Genomic DNA, 18,310 nt, shown 5'->3' on the forward strand with positions numbered 1-18,310 from the left:
AATCCCACTTCCAAACTTCCTCCTCACCCAATATACTCTCTCAATTCTCCTTCTATCCCCACAGGAAAGCCTTTTTTCTCTTCTACGCCCAGGTAGATCAAACAGCTGGAAGGGGTATTTTCAAAGATGCCTTTGAACTTTGCAAGCCATAATTCTAAGTGGGCTTTCAGTTCTTTGAGTCTAGGGATATCAGAAAGAAGCGCTCGGTTCTGCTTGAGTAGATCCAAGGCTGATTGATTGTATTCCGCTAAAACATTAGAGGTGTAAGCCCGAATCGTACGATGAAGGATCAGTTCGTTTGCAGTCATCTGATCAAAATATTCATGAAAGAATTCCTCGTATTGTAGGCGCTTGGCATCTGGAATTCGGTCTTTGATTTTTTGGGCTAGCTTGTTCCGAAGTTTTACCTGCGCCTGAAACGTAGTCCAAGCCGTATCCAGTACTTCCAGCAAACTTTCAGCGGCTGCTTTATTTGAAATGGGGGTAGAGGTTTCTTTTGCGCTTGCTTCAGCTCCTGGAAACTCTGCTTTACTCAAATCAAAGGGGTTTTCTTTGGCCACAGCATCCAAGATCAACTGCCTGGCAGTTTTCTGATCCTTTCCTACCAAATCTGCATAAATAAGTGATTTCAGCATTTTCGGTGGAGTACATGGTTTTACCTTGAACGGGATGATCATCCGTTTTGCTCCTGTTGGATCGGCTTGAAAAGCTGCTGCCCATTCAGGCATGGTATAAATTGAAGCAAAATAATCCTGCGAGAAAATAGCGATAGTTTTATCAGACTCCGCGGCATGGAGCATTTCAAAAACGAAATTAGAACCCGGTCGAAAATCTTTTGCCTGCAAAACCGTCGTGTAACCAGCCTCTTCCAGGATTTTGCTTATCCAAGTAGCCCATTGCACATCATTGGCAGTATAGCTTATGAAAAAGTCTTTCATAGTCTGTTAATTAAAAGTCAGGTATTCTATCAATCGCCTTTACTGGCATTTGAATATAGTAATTTAAGGCTTGAGTTTTTTGTCAGTCTGGGTTTGTGGGATTCAAAGTTTGGAGTAGTTAAAGTAGTTTCTGCATAAAGCCAAGACTGAGTAGTAATTACCGTCAAATAAAAACCTACTTTTGCGGCCGCATAGAAAAAACACGAATGAAACGCATCAACGAATACAAGAAGCTCTTTGGAGTAGAAAAAGAAATCGATTTGGCTACGCTAAAGAAAACTTACCGCAACTTGGTGAAGGAGTGGCATCCGGACAAATTTCAAGATGGCGATGCGATGAAAGTGGAGGCGGAGCAACAAAGTAGAAGGATTATAGATGGGTATCATTTTTTGGTGAGTATTGCTCCAGAGACCCATACAGCTAACCAAGAAGCTTACACAGAGACGATCAATGTTGCCGGAATTGCTGATTATCATCACAAGGGTATGGTATTGGAAATCACTTTTGTGGATGGAAATACCTACGAATACTTTGGTGTGACGCCACAAGTTTTTCAAAAAATGATCAATAGCGACAAAATCAACCGCTTTGCCAAGCGAGCGATCTATCCGAATTATACTTACAGAAAGTCTAAGAAGAGCTCCGAGCAGGAGTAGGTTTAGGAGTTGTCGGTTTTCAGTTGTTGGTCTTTATTTCATATAATCAATCATGAAGCCGATCAATAATACGCTGAGTGAAAATGTCAGGAAGCCTAGAAGGTAGGCAATAAATGCTTTTACATAGTTGAAGAGCTTCTTTTTATCGAAGAATTGCCCTATCGCCCAGGAAATGTAAAAAAAACTCAACAAGGCTCCTTTATCCAATATTTTCACATTTATCTGACTTTCGATCGCTCCAAAAACTGCGAAAAACAGCATTCCCATTCCCATGGTAAAGCATAGCAGGATGAGTATTTCGAAAAAGTTGTAGCCGTATTTTCTAAAGAATACCTTAATCCAAAAGCCTATAAATAGTGCCATCAGGATATTGGCGTAGCCATAGTTGCTAGAAACCCACTCGAAAATCAACGAGGTGGTAGTGGTGTCTCCAGTGGAATAGTTAACGTAGCCATCCTCAAATTCAAACAGCTGTTGGGTAAGCGTGTAGATCAGAGAACAGACTATTATGAAAACGATGGGTTTTACGATCCGATTTCGATCTTCCACAATAAATTCCTGTACGGTTTTTCCGGGTCTGAGAAGCAGTTTTTTTATGGTATATAAAATACCCTTGTCGAAGTTGAGGACACTTCCGATCTCATCGAAAACGTATTTTCTATCGATCCTTTTTAGCGCTACTGGAGAACCACAATTAAAACAATAGCTGCCACTTAGCTTGGTTTCACATTTTTTACAATAGGCTTCACTAGTTTGATCCTGCATGCAGCTTTTTTAAACTCTAATTTCGATTGACCTTCCCTATTTCTAAAGTATATAAATAGTGTGTCAAATAAAATCTCATGTTTTTGACATTGTTTCGGTTACTCCCTCTGTTTCCAGAATCTGGACTTAATCAGGAAGGATTTCAAGCAATAGACGTTGAAAAATAGTGGTGACTTTCATCGATATTCTGCTCTTAAAACTTCAGAATATATTCCTGTAGATTATCAGACCGTTCAAGATTTAGCTTTTTACGAAGTCTATAGCGGGCGATTTCAACACCACGGATTGAAATATTCATCAGGTAGGCAATTTCTTTTGTAGAAAGATTCATCCTCAGGTAAGCACTCAATTTGATTTCTTGAGGACTCAGGCTACTATACTCTTTCTTAAACCTGCTCATGAAATCCCCGTGGACCTGATCAAAATGAATTTCAAACTGCTCCCAGTCCTGATCTCCGGAGAAATTTCGCTCTATGTTTTTAATTACTTTCTGAATTTCATTTTTGACCTCTTGATTCTTGCTCTTTTTGGTAATTGCATTGAGGTTATTACGCATGTGATCTATAAAACCATTTTTGGTAATCAAATGCATGGTTGCAGCAGCTAGTTCCTTGTCCTTCAGCTGTATTTCCTGCTTTAACTTTTCAGTCTTTAGCTTTTCGAATTGGGCTTGGGTGTTCTTGAGTTCTGTGTCTTTTTCCTGAATGACCTTTGTGGAGGCAGATTTGATTAATTGCTCCTTTTTTTGGTACCTCTTTTCAATTATTCTATAAATCAGATACGTGACCAAAACTAGAATCAGGAAATACACGAAGTAAGCTGCTTTGCTGCGGTACCATGGGGGTAAAATCTCGAACGAATAGGAAGCTACTTCACTGATCTCTCCATAGAGATTTTTGCTTTTTGCATGGAAGGTATAGTTACCTTCCCTTAGGTTGGTATAGGCTTTTTCCCGCTTTTCAATCCAATCCCCATACCCTGGCTCCAAACCCTCAAGCCAGTACTGAAACCGCAAATCCTTCTCGTTATTTGGAACTGGATTGCTACTTTCAAAACGGATATTTGCCTTTTTGTATGGGATCTTTAGAATACCATTTTGGCTTTGTGTATTGATCGGGTATTTATTTCCACCAAAAATCAATGAATCAGTAGCTCCAGTGATATAGACTGCTCGAATCAGGGTTGGGAAGGCTGAGGGCTGGTAGGTGTTTTCATTGAGGCTAAATCTGATAAAACCCTCATTGGCTCCGAAAAGGACCTCGTTTCCCTGTATAGTTGATATGTTTTGTAGGTCATCATTTAGAATGGGTAGAAGTTTGTTGAAGACCTGAAAATGCTTGGTATAACTACCGTCCACTTTCTTTTCCAAAACTCCAGTTTCTGTCTCTCCAATAAAATAAATATTGCCCATTTGGTCTTCCACGAGGTAATGGGCCAGAAATTCTGGTTCAAAATAAGGACTAAAAAAATCATCCCGTTCAAACTTATTTTCAATCTCATTATACCTGAAAATCCCTGCCTGAGTAGTGAAAACAAGCCGATTATTAATCCGCCATACATTGTTCAGGATGTTGGTTGGTAATCCGGATTCTTGCCCAAAATAGGTTACAGTAGCTGATTCTAATTGGGTGTCGAGTTGGATTCTGAAAAGTCCTTTGTAGCCATGTGCTACCCAGATATTGCCTTTGTCATCTTGTTCAATTATCCTGCTGGATTCGTTGAAGCCTTTGATCTGTCTTAAGTACCGAATGTTAGCTCCATCGATTTGAAAAAGGTGGAGTCCATTATAAGAACCTACCAGGATCAAATCCTGGCGACCTCGGAGCGTTTGAAAATTCCATACCCCGCCTGGGCCTTCAATTCTTTTAGCGGAGTTGCCTTCAATCATGAAAGCACCATCGTTATGAGCAATCAGGAGATGGTTTTGAATGGCTTTAATCTGGTAGGCTTGTCCTGTTGAATTCTTTATCAGAGAGATTTGAGAGAGTCCATTATTTCCATTTTCCTGTACATAAACCCCATTGTTTGTGCCATAATAGAACTTATTGTTAAAAAAAGTGGCATGATATCCTGTGCCAGTCAAACCAGAGAATTGATTGATTCTGGTAAATGGGAGGCTAAGTTGAACCATGGTAATCCCATTGTTATGCCCCAACCATAAGTTGCCGCTCAGGTCTTCAAAAAGTGAAACTATAGAGTTGTTGTTCAATCCATTGTCGTTGTTCAATTTCATGAGCACTTTTCCATTGGTATCCACCAGCAAAAGACCTTGCAATTGAGTAGCGATAGCAATGGTGCCATTTCGGAGCATCAAGGCAGCGTTAATGGTCAGATTACCTAAGCTTTCCCAAGGTTCAACCAGTCCTCCATTCATAGTGAAAAGGCCATTATCGCGAGTAAAGACTAGGTAGCTGTTCAGTCCCATCTGTAATATCCCTGTGACTAGGTGATTCCCAAAGAATCCTTGATTGGTTAAGGATACAAGAGCTCCATCTTGTAGCTTTTTAAGGCCTCCCCCGATTTCATTGACCAAGAGGATATTGTTACTTAAATGAAAGCTTTCAAAACTACGCTCACTTTCGAGGCTGTACTGAAACTTCCGGTTTTTATCAAATACGAAGATTCGCTCGTAGGTGCAGAAAAATAAGTTTTCTCCTGTGACAAAGACTTTCCAGACTTCTTCCAGATTTTTGATTTCATCCGGAAGTTCGGTTTTAAGTGACTCAAAAGTAAGCTGTCCCCTGGCTGTTGGAAGAAAGGTTCCGAAATCACCCTGTCCGGAAACATAGATGGCTCCACTGGCATCCACCTGCACATGTCTCACTTTGGCTCCACTGGGCAATGCATACCTTCTCCAAGTAGTGCCATCATATTCTATCAGGCCATAGTTGTTTGCTACATAAAGCAACCCAGCTGCATTCTGCGTGATAGCATAATTCTGAATACCACCTTGATATTCCTGGCTGGAATAGTACCTGGAAAATGGCAATCCTATAGATTGTGCTGATGCAAAATTAGCCAATAGAAAAAGCAGCAGACAGGTTGAGATATATTTCATGGACTCATATCGCTTGTTGCGAAAAGCAATATAGGTTTTTTCAAATTGATGTAATGAGTTTTCAAGAAGCATGAGATTCACTGTGCAACAGAATTATCATCTAAAAACAATTGAAGGCCTATTATTGTTGTTTTTGTAGAGTTTTTGTGAAAGTCAAAAAATAGGCGTGATGTAGTATTGTTGTACTCAATAGTTTTGCCTGTCGTGAATTTTCTTTCACCTTGTTAACGTAATAAATCCAAAAAATAATGAAAAAAATTTTATTGCTGTGCTTTGCGCTCGCTGTCCATTATGTGGCTTGGGCACAATCAACTGTGATTTCAGGCAAAGTAGTGGATGGAACGGGGGAACCGCTGCCTGGAGTTAGTATTTTAAAGGTTAATTCCACCGTAGGTACAGTCACAGACCTTGATGGACTTTATACCATCAATGCAGGTCCTGATGATGAGTTGAGGTTTTCCTTTTTGGGTTTCCAACCTCAAACTATTCGGGTAGGAAATTCTACTGAGGTCAATGTTGTATTACAGGAAGACCTGACCAATCTAGATGAAGTAGTGGTGATTGGTTATGGTTCCGCGACTAAACGCGAACTGACTGGTGCGACTTCCCAAGTAGGTGGAGAGGATGTACAAAAGATGAACATGCCCCGAGTGGATCAAGCACTACAGGGACAGATCGCTGGGGTAAACATTACTACCAACTCAGGAGCTCCGGGAGGAACCTCAAACATTCGTATCCGAGGGATTGGTACGTTCGGAGATAATGATCCGTTGATCTTGGTGGACGGAGTGATCTATGACGCAGCTGGTCTGAATTCTCTAAACCCAAATGACATCGAATCAGTCAATGTGCTGAAAGATGGTACTGCCGGTATCTATGGAGTAAGGGCTGCTAATGGTGTAATCTTGATTGAGACCAAAAAAGGAAATTTGGGTTCTAAACCGAGACTTGATTTTGACACTTATTACGGTGTGCAACAGACAGCCAGTAAGCTGGACTTATTGAATGCCCGTGAGTATGCTATTCTAAAGAATGAGGCTTTTGCGGCAGGCGGTCAGGCGATGCCTTTCAACAATGTTGAATTAGGTGAAGGTACTAACTGGCAAGATGCAGTTTTTCAGGACGCACCAATTCAGGAATACAACATGACGCTTACTGGAGGTTCGGAAAAGACTTCTTATTCAATAGGTGGGTCTTATTTTTCCCAAGAAGGTATAGTGGGTGGACCTAAAGCTAACCTTGAAAGAATAAACGCCAGAATTAATTTTATTACAGAAATTGCTCCTAGACTGAAGTTTACAAATGTTACCCTTTTTACAAGAGAGATGAGTAGCGGTTTGCCTCAAGGAGGAATCGGTTCGGTGCTTTATAATACAATAAATGCTTATCCAACTGAGCCACTTCGAGTTGGGGACAGATATTCCTATTTGAACAATGTGAATGACATCATCAATCCTTTGGCTCAAATGGAAAACACCTACAATGACTCATGGGTCAATAAATTAGTAGGTAAAGAAGAGATTGAATTTAAGATCAATGATAGATTCACCTGGACAGGTAGAGCAGGCTACAATTTCGCCATGGTGGATTTCAAAGCCTTTAATCCACTCGTATGGTATGGCCAAGGTAAATTTGCCAATTCTGCTGCCAACGAGAATCTAGATCCGGTTTTAGTGGATGTAGGAGGGGTAGAAATCGAGAGAGGTGCCAACGTATTTGAATCCAGAAATACCTTTTTGGATTACAACTTGGAGACCTTCTTAAACTACAATCAAAGCTTTGGTGAAGATCACAGAGTCAAAGGGACTTTTGGACTTTCCTTGGTAGGAAACAGAAGTGAAGGATTGAATGGAACGGGTTTCAACATTCCGAACAATGATCTGGCTTTTGCAGATATTTCTGCTAACCAGGCTACTGGAGGCTTTTTGAACAATACAGGCTCTTTTCAAAGTTCTCAGCGCTTAACTTCAGTCTTTGTCAGAGGTGAGTACGATTACAAGCAGCGCTATTTTGTTTCTGCTATCCTTAGAAGAGACGGATCTTCCAACTTTGGCCCAAATAACCGAATCGGGTATTTCCCTGCTATTTCGGGAGCTTGGTTGATTTCTGACGAATCGTTCTTCAATTCCAGTGCAATTGACTTTTTGAAATTGAGAACAAGTTTCGGAGTCTCTGGAAATGATCAGATTGGTCTGTTCCGATACAGAGGCTTGCTGAATGGATCTGCGACTTACGTTTTCAATGATTTTATCATAAACGGAGCTGCGATTGGGAATACCAGTAATCCAGATTTAAAGTGGGAAACTACTTATCAAACTAATATTGGTCTTGATTTTTCCCTTTTCGAGAACTTTGATTTTACAGCAAATTATTTTGTCAAAAACACAAAAGATCTACTTTTCCAACCAGACGTATCAGCTATTTTAGGTTCCTACGGACCAGGCGGATCACCACCAGTAATCAATGCTGGCGATGTGACAAACAGTGGACTTGAATTGGAATTGAGCTACGGAACAAATAATACAACTGGAGCTAATTTCAGATTTGGTTACAACGTTACTTTCGTGAAAAATGAAGTGACTGCAGTGCCGGAAGGCTTTGAATTTATTCCAGGTGCAGGCTTCAGCGTAGGCGGTAACATTGCCACAAGATTTGAGAAGGGTTATCCAATTGGATACTTCATAGGTTACCAGACTGACGGTATTTTCCAAACTCAAGAGGAAATTGCTAACAGCCCAGTTTCCCAACCAGGAGCTCAGCCAGGTGATTTGAGATTTGTAGACAAAAATGGTGATGGGGTAATCAACTTCGGTGATGATTCTGACAGGGAAATGATTGGATCACCAATACCAAATGTAGTCATGGGATTCAACATGAATGTTGATTTCAAAGGATTTGACTTGGGAGCAAATATCTATGCGGCCTTGGGTCAGGAAATTATCCGGAATTATGAAAGACAGCAGATTTATGCAAATCAATTGTCTTACAATATTGACAGATGGACTGGTCCGGGGACAAGTACAGAGATTCCTAGATTAACGACCGGAGCAACCAGAAATAACGTTTTCTCGGACTTTTATGTGGAGGACGGATCATTTCTGAGATTGAGAAATGTGCAATTGGGCTATACCATTCCTAATGCCATCACCAAGAGGATAGGGGTTCAGCATTTCAGATTTTATCTAGCAGCCAACAACCTTGTCACTCTGACTAGGTACCAAGGATTTGACCCGGATGTGGGATCAGGAAATCCACTTTTTGCAGGCGTAGATAATGGTATCTACCCACAGGCACGTTCGTTCATGGCTGGTTTAAATTTTAAATTCTAGAAAGTATGAAAAACATAACAAAATGGTTTCTATTCATGTCTTTGTGGATGGGTACCGCTTGCGATAGTTTATTGAATATTGATCCTGAATTCACTCAGGATGCAGAAAACTTCTTCAATACAAAAGAGGATTTTGACAGGGCCATCATCGGTGTATATGACATGATGCAGCCAGCTTATCTGAATATCTGGATTGGTGAGATTGCTTCGGACAACGCCATTGCTGGAGGAGAAAGTGTCAATGATACAAGAGGTCTACATGAGATCGAAAACATGACTCATGGTGGTGTTAATCAGGAACTAAGAGCCGTAATGCGGGTGAATTACACCGGCATTGCACGAGCTAATTATATCTTTGAAAACCAGGATAAAATTGATTTTGAAGGCAAGGAATTGATTTTGGCTGAGGCCAAGTTCATGCGTGCTTATTTCTACTTCAACTTGGTAACTTACTTTGGAGATATGCCTCTAATCGTGGATAGAAGGATTTCAATTAATGAAATTCCTACTACTCCAAGGACTCCTAAAGCAGAGATCTATGCTCAAATTGAATCTGATTTGGAAGATGCGGTAGCTGTGCTTCCGGCCACAGCTGGCCAAGTGGGAAGATTGACTACTGGTGCGGCCATGGCATTGCTTGGCAAAGTGTTGCTGTATCAGGAGAAATATACTGAAGCCAGTACGGTACTAGGAAATCTGATCGATAACAATCCTGGCGGATATGCATTGTTTGATGATTATAGTACGATGTTTTATGCGGCAAATGAAAATGTTTCTGAAGATGTATTCACTGTACAGTTCAGTGGGCTGCAAGGTGGTGACTATGGCTGTTTGATTTGTTTGAACGGAAATGCTGCAGTTGGCTTCCAGGGAATCAGACAATATACAGGACCTTTTTATGCTGATGGCAACGCCTATAACTTACCTACTCAGGATTTGTATGATTCTTTTGCAGACGGAGATCTGAGACGTGACGCGACCGTTTTGAACTTGGATGAATTTATCGCGGCTCAGCCAAATTCAGATGAAATTACTTACGGCATTGGTGCTGGAGGTCATACGGGCTTTTTCAATAACAAATACATCAAAAGACAAGGTGAAATCGGTCTCCCTGATGATGATTTGACCAGTCCTCTAAATTACAGAGTGATCCGCTGGGCAGATGTGCTATTGATGGCAGCTGAGGCTTTTCAACAATCCGGAAACGACGGTAGAGCAAGAACTGAATTGAATAAAGTAAGAGCTAGGGTGGATATGCCTGCGATTAACAGCTCAGGTGATGCTTTATATCAGGCGATTTTGGATGAAAGAAGGTATGAGCTTTCTGGTGAAGGTTACAGATTCTTTGATTTGGTGAGAACAGGTCAAGCTGCCGATAATATCAGTGGCTTTGTGGTAGGAAAGAATGAATTGTTTCCTATTCCTCAGGTTGAGATTGACTTGGCTGGGGGGAATTGGAGTCAAAATCCTGGATATTAAACATAAACTCAAATGAAATCGAGCATGACTATGCACATCACGAACTGGAATGAGTATAGCCATGCGAGATTCCATCTGACCTTAAAAATCAAATGATAAACAGATGAAAAAATATATAAGATATATAATGTATGTGTTGCCATTGTTCGCATTGGCAGCATGCATGGAGGAATATACATTAGATGATATCCCTCCAACAGCAGAAGAGGCGGGCTTCAGTTTTCAGTCCACTGAGCAAAGTGACAACATCCTAAGATTTACTGCGGATAATGACTTTTTCCTCATGAATTGGGATTTAGGAAATGGAAGTTCAGGTACTGGTAAGACTGTAACTGGGACTTACCCGACCGCTGGAACTTACAAGGTAACCTTGACAGTCTTCAATAAAGGCGGGAGTGTCAGTGCGAGTAGAGAAATTGTTATTGCTCAGACGGACCCTCTTTTACTGGATACCCCTCTTTTCAATAACTTGACTGGCGGTGCAGATGCAGTAGAAGGTAAAACTTGGCAGGTAGATGCTACCAGAGTGGGACACTTTGGAGTTGGGCCAAACCCATCTTCCGCAGCTGGGGATTTCCCGGAGTGGTACCAAGCGCAGCCAAATGAAAAGGCTGGTTCTGGAATGTATACCGACCGCTATACTTTCTTCTTGGACAGTTTTAACTTTAATATGGAAACAAACGGCTTCGTGTATTTAAATGCAGCCCAAGGTTCTAATTTCCCTGGGGCTTTTGATCCTGGTGTTGGTGATCTTTCTGCACCTTATGAAGCTCCTGATGGACTGAAGTGGAGTATATCAGAGCCAGAAGGCGGCTATCCGGAATTGACCATTTCTCAAGGTGGCTTTTTGGGGTATTTTGCTGGAGGGCGAACTTATCAACTCATAACTATAGAAGAAAATGAGATCTTGTTGAGGTTTGTGGATCAGGCTAACACCGGTTTGGCATGGTATGTCCGTTTGATTCCAGAAGGGTTTGTGCCGGATGAAGAGACACCAGACCCAGAACCAGAGCCTGAGCCATCAGGAGATTTTACGCTTGATAATTTAATCGGTGATGGTACAAAAGCCTGGAAGTTAAAACCTGCGGCAGGCTCTTTTGGAGTAGGTCCAAGAGCGGGAAGTGATGAGTTTTTCCCTAATGGGACAGATATTTCAGGTGACAGAGCCTGTTTGTTCAACGACCTATTTATCTTCAACCAAGATGGTACCTATTCCTACGATCCTCAAGGCGATATTTTCGCAGAACTATACATGGGGGTAGAGGATGAAGGTTGCCAGTCGGTGGATAATCTAGCCGATACGCCTGGTGCTGCTTGGGGAGCTGGTTCTCACTCATTTAGCTTTACAGAAGGGACAGATTCTTCCAATGCGCAAATCACTGTAACAGGGACAGGGGCCTTTTTGGTCCTGCCAAAAGCCTTCAATGGTGGAGAATATAGTGCCGGACCGCCGGATGCGGATAAATCTGTCACTTATGATGTCATAGGTTATTCAAACGAAGAAGGAGTGGAGGAATTGACCATTACCATCGATGTGTCTGGTACAGGTGCTGTATACTGGACATTTGTTCTAACTCCAGACACTAACTAAAAATGTTGATGCTAACTAAAATTCATAACACACTCTTTTATTTATTCATGCTTATGGCAGCATCTTCCTGTAATCAGGAGGATGCTGATCAGCAAATTTTGCTTCCAAGTAATTTGGAAGTACTTGTTGAGATGGGCGATAATGGGATAGTAAATGTGAATTTTTCTGCAGATAAAGCTAATTTCTATCGTGTTGGGTTTGGGGTAAATAATCAGCTTCCAGAGCTTGTGACGGGTAATCAAGTGTCCTATCGCTACACGTCCGTAGGAGAATATACGATTACCGTTCAAGCGCATAGCACTGAGGATGATTTTATAAAAAAGGAAGAAAAAGTACTCATTACAGATCAGGTGCTTGGCATTGGATTGCCTACAACCGGTTTTGAGTCTCCTTTGGAGTATGACGGGTATACATTGACTTGGAATGATGAGTTTAATGGTACATCACTTTCTTCAGATTGGGTATATGATTTGGGAGATGGATGTCCGGGTGTATGTGGTTGGGGCAATAATGAATTGCAGTTTTATCGCAGGGAAAATGCAGAAGTGAAGGATGGTCGATTGATCATTACTGCTAGACAGGAAGCGATGGGGGGCAAGAACTATACCTCATCAAGAATCAAAACTCAGGGTAAACAGGAATTTCTATTTGGAAGGATTGACATTCGTGCAGCTGTTCCAAAAGGTCAGGGAATATGGCCTGCTCTATGGATGTTAGGCGCCAATATTTCAGAAGTTAGCTGGCCAGCTAGTGGAGAGATTGATATCATGGAGATGATTGGAGGAGAGGCAAGTGGAAGAGACAATACGGTTCATGGCACGCTCCATTGGCAAAACAACGGAGATTATGCCTACCAAGGAGGTTCTAAGACTCTTGCTGATGGCAAGAAGTATGCGGATAATTTCCATGTCTATTCTATCATCTGGGATGAAAAAAGTATTGCGTGGCTTATCGATGATGAGGAATTTCATCGAATGGATATCTCTTCTTCTACCATGGACGAATTCAGAAAGCCATTCTTCATTCTGATCAATTTGGCGGTAGGAGGTAATTGGCCAGGTAGCCCTGATAATTCTACCATCTTTCCCCAACAATTTGCGGTGGATTATGTTAGAGTTTTCGAGAAGGAATAAAATGTAAGGGGTTTAAGGTAAATTTTGGAAAAGCTGCTTTCAATTGGAAGCAGCTTTTTTTAGTTTAATCTGCTTGGAAATGAATCAGAGTCCCATGGTCTGGTGAAGCTCATAGGGTGTTTTGATATTTTAGAAAAAAAAGGAATCCTTTTAACAGAAAGGTCGTTTTATGATTTCGATGATTTGATTGCTTACCAAGCGGTAGCAGATAGGAAAATCATTAGTTTTGCAGCACCTAATCACCACTACATGTTTTTGGAAATAATTATCGCCATGCTTTGGAGCATTTCTCCATTTGGAGAGGCGAAACTAGGTATCCCTTATGCGTTGCTAAATGATATAAATATCTATTTAGCTTTTGCGCTTTGCTTTGTTGCTAATGTGCTGGTATTCCCCGTTATGTCTTTCTTTTTGGACGTAGTCAATCGTTATTTCTTGAGATGGTATCATTATAAAAAGGCAGCAATTTTTGTCGGGCGTAGAGCAAAAGCGGGTGCTGGCAAAAATGTCCAAAAATATGGATTTTGGGGTCTTATGTTTTTTGTATTGCTTCCAATTCCGGGTACAGGCGTCTATGCCGGTACTATAGCAGGATACCTTTTCGGTATGAACAAGAAAAAGGCTTTTTTGGCAAATACCATCGGGATTTTTATCTCCTGTGTCATTGTATGGGTGACAACTGTAATCGCTATGGGAGGATTTAATTAATTTTTCAAATTATCAAATAAAAGCAAGCGTAGTTGATCACAACGTAAGCACTAGAAAATCTCAGGTGGATGAAATGACTACGCCTAGCTAGACTTCATAGCTTTTTGAAATGGAATAGTTCAATCACTTCTTTTTATGTATTTCGAGATGCAATGGACTACACCCTGCCTTTTGGCAAAGCTGTTGAAATCCCCTAATTGATGAACAGTAAAGTCTAAGCCTTCCCACATTGCTTTCATATGCTCATCCAGCACTTTTAATTCGGTATATTCTCCATGCCCAAAAGTGGGTAAATACACATGCTTGCCATAGTTCTTGCTGTTTTCCACCAAGCAGTTGTTGCAAGTGATATGATGCCAGTTTCTGACATCGGCTACGTCATTTTCCCGAGCTCCTAAACTGAGTAAATCCTTCATCAGACTATTGACGTCCTGATCTTCTGGGTTCTGCAATGCAAGGTTTTGTAGATGCTTGACCGCGATTCTCCTTCCGGTAAACTCAGGGTAGTGAATCAGGGGGTTTCTATGGACAATTACCCCTTGCTTAGCAAAGGATCTGGCGATCTCATCGTATGCCTCTTGCAAGTTGTGGGCGCGATTTGGTAGGCCCAGCAATTCATTTCCCAATTCTGGTGATCCGACCATGATCTCAAATTGACCTTTTTTATTTTTGCCAATCAAACTGATAAACATATCCACATGAAAGATCGGTTGATATGGGCCAGTACCTGCACCAACTATATCTAGAATAAATTTGTCTGCTTCCTGTGTGCCTACATAAGCTGCTAGCGGGATTTTTTTCTTGGTGCCAGCCACAAACATGGGTCTCTTTTTATCTACATAATCATAAAAACTCTGGCGAACCAAGTCCTCCAGTTTTTGTCCGGGGTTGGACCTCAGGGGCAGGGTTTGATCCTGGATTAGGTTGATGGTGTCTTGATAATAGTCCTTGCCAAGAATCCAAAAATCGTCTGCGACCAGGCAATTTCCACCCTGGAAAATCAATGGTGCTTGGCTGGCGTGAAGGGAAGTATATTCTTCTATACTATCGGCGATCAATTGATCACCAGAACGAGGGAATTCCCAGGGTTCCATCAGGTAATAGGTATCGTCATGAGCATCTTTCAGTGCTACATAGGCATCCTCAGCCCAATCCGTAAAATCAACATAATTAGGAATTGGAACCCAAGATATAGACTGAGAATCATGGCCAATGGAAGTAAACCATTTTTCTATTACTGCCCGGTCAGTTTTATAATGAACGATAATGAAATTGGTGCCTATCCGGAGTTCCTTAATCAAGGATTGATAAGCTAGCGTTCTTTCAGAATCTCCTGAGAAAGGAATAGAAGGAAAAGCAAACAAAATGGTGTCAATACCACCTTTGTATGAGCTGATTAACTCGGGGATCTGTAATCCGGGTGTTGGTTGGAGTTCTTTGGTCTCGAAGCCCACAGAACTGCTAGCTCCTCGTGTCCCCGATTTCTTTAGCTTATCACCAAAGATTCGCATGTCTTTGGGAGCATCGGGGTGTATTGCAAAAAAGATGGATTGGTTAATCATATGCATTGGATTAGGTATAAAAATAATAGCTGATAAAATTTACTGCCTTTCTTTCAGAATTCAAATTACTGATTGCTAGGGTGGTAGTTGGTATTGGAGCTGAGTAGGAATAAATATTAGGGCAATTTCTGTTTGTGCGCTGTAAAGGATCCTTTTTAAAAAGAAGGATCTTTACCTTGACTGGAATTATAAAAAAGCTATAAGTACATCTATATTTCAATGCTTGGAATCCCACCACCTTGGGCAGGTACCCGTGATTGAAGTTGATTTTTGGTAATCCAAAAGAAACTTTTGACTCGGTGTTTAGTACGAATTCAATTGTCTCTAAAAATGAGATGCGAAATCTTTGATACAATTGGTGCGAGTATATAATTGTATATGATTATATCTCATTCAGTATTCTATTAAAAACTCAATATTGAAAATAGTCCATTGAGATTATTGCAAAGGATATTCCGATTAGTTTATTTATTACTTACTCCAGTAATTACCTAATTAAGACAGGGATATAAAACCCTTTAATCTTATTGTCAAAGGTTACCACTCCACGTTGAAATTGAATAATACCATTAGGACTAAACTTACGCGAAATATGTGCTGGAAGTGTAATAGGGCGGGGTATTTCCAAGGTTTGTATCATCTCCATCTCTGAACCATCATAAGACATTCGCATGAATGTTTTTCCATTTTCGTCTTCGACTAGGGTTTGTTTAAATTTATAGGTCGAAACAGATTTCCCTTTGGAATCTTCCATAAAATCACCAAAATCTTTATTTCCTTTTTTTGGTCGATTTTTATTTTCCAAATATTTTTTCGGCGACATTCCTTTATCAAAGCTGCTTTCGGCCTTGATTCCGTTGACCACCAATCCTGGTCGTCCAGTCTCCCAAGCATTATTCATCTTGAACTCAACGTACATGCCTTTTCCCTCTACTTTGTCATTAAGAGACAACTCCAGGCCTGAGTAGTCTATTGAATTTATGGAAAAGTCGAAATCAACTTCTTCACTAATTTCAGCAGTTATGGTAGGTATAGGAGGAAGAGGCTCTCTAATAAATCCCATCCAACCTAAACTGGATAGAATGATGGCGGTAATAAAAATCCCAATCTTTTTCATCCCTTTTTAGTTTTCTTCAATTTACGGAACATTCGCAATCTCTTCAAGAGTCTCTTTGATTTCTTTCAAAATTGTTTCTGCTTGTTGAGCATCCATTTCAGCAGTCAAATAGTTGAAATCTAGGCCGATAGAACCAAACAAAATTTTCCCAAAGGCAGAAAATTCGGGCCCTAAAGGATTATTTGAAATAAAGGCATTTACATTATTTAATTGAATAGATCCATACTGAGGTTCTAAATCTAATTTGCCGATAAAGCTGAGTGCCACTAGCCCGAGTCGCATATTTTTTAGCTTCAGAACCATCTTGATCACATATTTGCTCATTTTAGACATCATAAATACATCACCTTGCCGACTTGCCTTAACAATTGTTTTGAAAATAGTTTTGGCCAATGGAAAGACAGACTGGTTAGGTGCAATTGGTATACTGAATCGTAGCATCGAAATGTAACAACCCAATTCTTGATCAGAAACAGGGGGATCCATCGAAGAACGAAGGTCTGCAAAACTGATCATTCTAACCAAACGATTTCCTTTATCAGAATGCCGGTGATGATATACTTTTTGAGCAATGGTCGCCAAAAGCACACTGTTAAGGCTAAGACCTTCTCGTGCGATTCTGACACTTAATTTTCTGGATACTTCCGGTGACAACCTGAAGCTTAAAATGGCATTGGTTGACTTTAAGGGAATCGGTGCGGTCACTCCCTTACTTTTATAGTGCCATTCTTCTTTCATTTGCCTGCCCAAGAAAGCTACTAGCCGTGTAACCAAATTCCATTTTTGAAAAGAGGGAGGGAATGTTGAAATTATGCTATGCTCCGAGGGCCTCGGAAGTGATTGCCCCCCTGCAAGGCTAAGTAATTCGTGAAGTAGCAATCGTGCTGAAATGCCATCGATGATTGCATGATGAAAACAAACAATCAATTCACATTCAGTTTTTTCAGGACTAGGAAGGTACCAGCATCTCATCAGTGGCCCAGCTAAGTCAAAGGTTGTGTTCAACGCATCTTCTGTAACACTTCGCCAAGAATTCTTATCAGTTCGACTAATTAAACAAAGTTCTATTGGTGAACTAGCGATTAATGGTTGGAAGTAGAATGCACCTTTTTTCTTTACTATTCCAGACCGAAGTAATTTGTGTCGAGCTTGCAGTTGTTTCAACGCGTCTTTTAACGATTCTGAGTCTGGTCCTGAAGTTAAATGGAGTGCGCATACGACAGCCAAAGGAAATGCTTCATTAGAAAAGGTGAATGCCTGTTCAATTTCGCTAAGGATTCTTAAGTAGGGTTGCTTAGTGTTCATGCATAATCAAAAATAGAAAAACCAGAAGCGTAGTAAAAAATAAATTTTTATTTCTGCTACTGATTTTTATTTCCAAAAGTTTCAGGTTCCCATTTATTCAATTTTTCACAATTCTTTGAACACTAAAGGTTTTATTAGTTGCATTTAAAAAAAGAGGTGCAATCCTTCGAAGTGACCTGTTTTTGGGCAAGGAAATTATAGTGTGATTACAACCTACAATAGGAAGAACGATCTGATTACACCTAAGGGGGGATGGTAGAGTTGGATATTTGATAAATTGTTTTGTAGAGCCAATTTCAAATTGCATAGGATATTAGGGTATAGTAGCAAAGCCAGTCCAAAGAACGATCTGACTACTCTCAGACGAGAAGTTTGAGTAAAGGACGAGGAAGTAGGGCAAGCAAATTACCCCAACTCTAATCAGAGTTCTGACTAAATAAAAAAGGTAGATATTCTAAGAAGTCTTTCTGCAGGTATACTTTTAATTTTTAAGAATTGCATTCATAAAATAAGATTTATGAGCGGATATTGTAATATTGAGTAGGTTCAAATGAATAGCAAAAGTATATGACTTTAGATTACCCTTCGATCTTGTTTTTCTTAGCACTGAATAATTTATTCATTATTGCCCTATACATCTATCAGTATTTTTTTCATCACAAGCAATGGT

General features: G+C 40.5%; 12 protein-coding genes. 6 read left to right on the forward strand and 6 right to left on the reverse strand.

Annotated elements, in window-relative coordinates; all coding sequences use genetic code 11:
- Positions 1-23: 23 nt before the first annotated feature.
- A complete protein-coding gene (locus tag LV83_RS06945) occupies positions 24-938 on the reverse strand; it encodes a toll/interleukin-1 receptor domain-containing protein (protein ID WP_111610818.1) in 915 nt (304 codons plus the stop codon).
- A gap of 206 nt (positions 939-1,144) precedes the next feature.
- Here LV83_RS06945 and LV83_RS06950 point away from each other — a divergent pair, with 206 nt between their 5' ends.
- Positions 1,145-1,594 (forward strand): KTSC domain-containing protein, encoded by a 450-nt coding sequence (locus tag LV83_RS06950; protein WP_111610819.1) that lies wholly within the window; start codon positions 1,145-1,147, stop codon positions 1,592-1,594.
- Between the two features lie 33 nt (positions 1,595-1,627).
- Here the strand turns inward: LV83_RS06950 and LV83_RS06955 are convergent, their stop codons facing one another.
- Together LV83_RS06955 and LV83_RS06960 are read right to left on the reverse strand one after the other, a co-directional pair.
- Positions 1,628-2,359 (reverse strand): DUF3667 domain-containing protein, encoded by a 732-nt coding sequence (locus LV83_RS06955; protein WP_111610820.1) that lies wholly within the window; start codon positions 2,357-2,359, stop codon positions 1,628-1,630.
- Between the two features lie 193 nt (positions 2,360-2,552).
- Positions 2,553-5,417 (reverse strand): triple tyrosine motif-containing protein, encoded by a 2,865-nt coding sequence (locus LV83_RS06960; protein WP_170124561.1) that lies wholly within the window; start codon positions 5,415-5,417, stop codon positions 2,553-2,555.
- A 248-nt stretch (positions 5,418-5,665) separates the two neighbouring features.
- Between LV83_RS06960 and LV83_RS06965 the strand changes: the two genes are divergently transcribed.
- The 5 genes from LV83_RS06965 (at position 5,666) to LV83_RS06985 (ending at position 13,656) form a co-directional block, all read left to right on the forward strand.
- Entirely contained in the window at positions 5,666-8,746 is a 3,081-nt protein-coding gene (locus LV83_RS06965) for a SusC/RagA family TonB-linked outer membrane protein (protein ID WP_111610821.1), read from the forward strand.
- Positions 8,747-8,751: 5 nt separating this feature from the next.
- Positions 8,752-10,224: a RagB/SusD family nutrient uptake outer membrane protein gene (locus LV83_RS06970; RefSeq protein ID WP_170124562.1), complete on the forward strand. Its 1,473-nt coding sequence runs from the start codon at positions 8,752-8,754 to the stop codon at positions 10,222-10,224.
- A gap of 103 nt (positions 10,225-10,327) precedes the next feature.
- Complete coding sequence (locus tag LV83_RS06975) at positions 10,328-11,815, forward strand: PKD domain-containing protein (RefSeq protein WP_111610822.1); 1,488 nt, start codon at positions 10,328-10,330, stop codon at positions 11,813-11,815.
- 8 nt (positions 11,816-11,823) lie between these two features.
- Positions 11,824-12,948: a glycoside hydrolase family 16 protein gene (locus LV83_RS06980; protein ID WP_317046656.1), complete on the forward strand. Its 1,125-nt coding sequence runs from the start codon at positions 11,824-11,826 to the stop codon at positions 12,946-12,948.
- 249 nt (positions 12,949-13,197) lie between these two features.
- Positions 13,198-13,656, forward strand: coding sequence for a COG2426 family protein (locus LV83_RS06985; RefSeq protein WP_111610931.1), 459 nt, complete (start codon positions 13,198-13,200; stop codon positions 13,654-13,656).
- 119 nt (positions 13,657-13,775) lie between these two features.
- Here LV83_RS06985 and LV83_RS06990 read toward each other — a convergent pair whose 3' ends face one another.
- The 3 genes from LV83_RS06990 to LV83_RS07005 form a co-directional block, all read right to left on the reverse strand.
- Complete coding sequence (locus LV83_RS06990) at positions 13,776-15,218, reverse strand: hypothetical protein (RefSeq protein ID WP_111610824.1); 1,443 nt, start codon at positions 15,216-15,218, stop codon at positions 13,776-13,778.
- A 487-nt stretch (positions 15,219-15,705) separates the two neighbouring features.
- Positions 15,706-16,335 (reverse strand): hypothetical protein, encoded by a 630-nt coding sequence (locus LV83_RS07000; RefSeq protein WP_111610826.1) that lies wholly within the window; start codon positions 16,333-16,335, stop codon positions 15,706-15,708.
- Positions 16,336-16,356: 21 nt separating this feature from the next.
- Entirely contained in the window at positions 16,357-17,640 is a 1,284-nt protein-coding gene (locus LV83_RS07005; RefSeq protein ID WP_111610827.1) for a condensation domain-containing protein, read from the reverse strand.
- Positions 17,641-18,310: the final 670 nt, after the last annotated feature.

Origin of the sequence: Algoriphagus yeomjeoni, assembly GCF_003259505.1 — a bacterium.
In the GTDB taxonomy this organism is placed as follows: Bacteria; Bacteroidota; Bacteroidia; order Cytophagales; family Cyclobacteriaceae; genus Algoriphagus; species Algoriphagus yeomjeoni.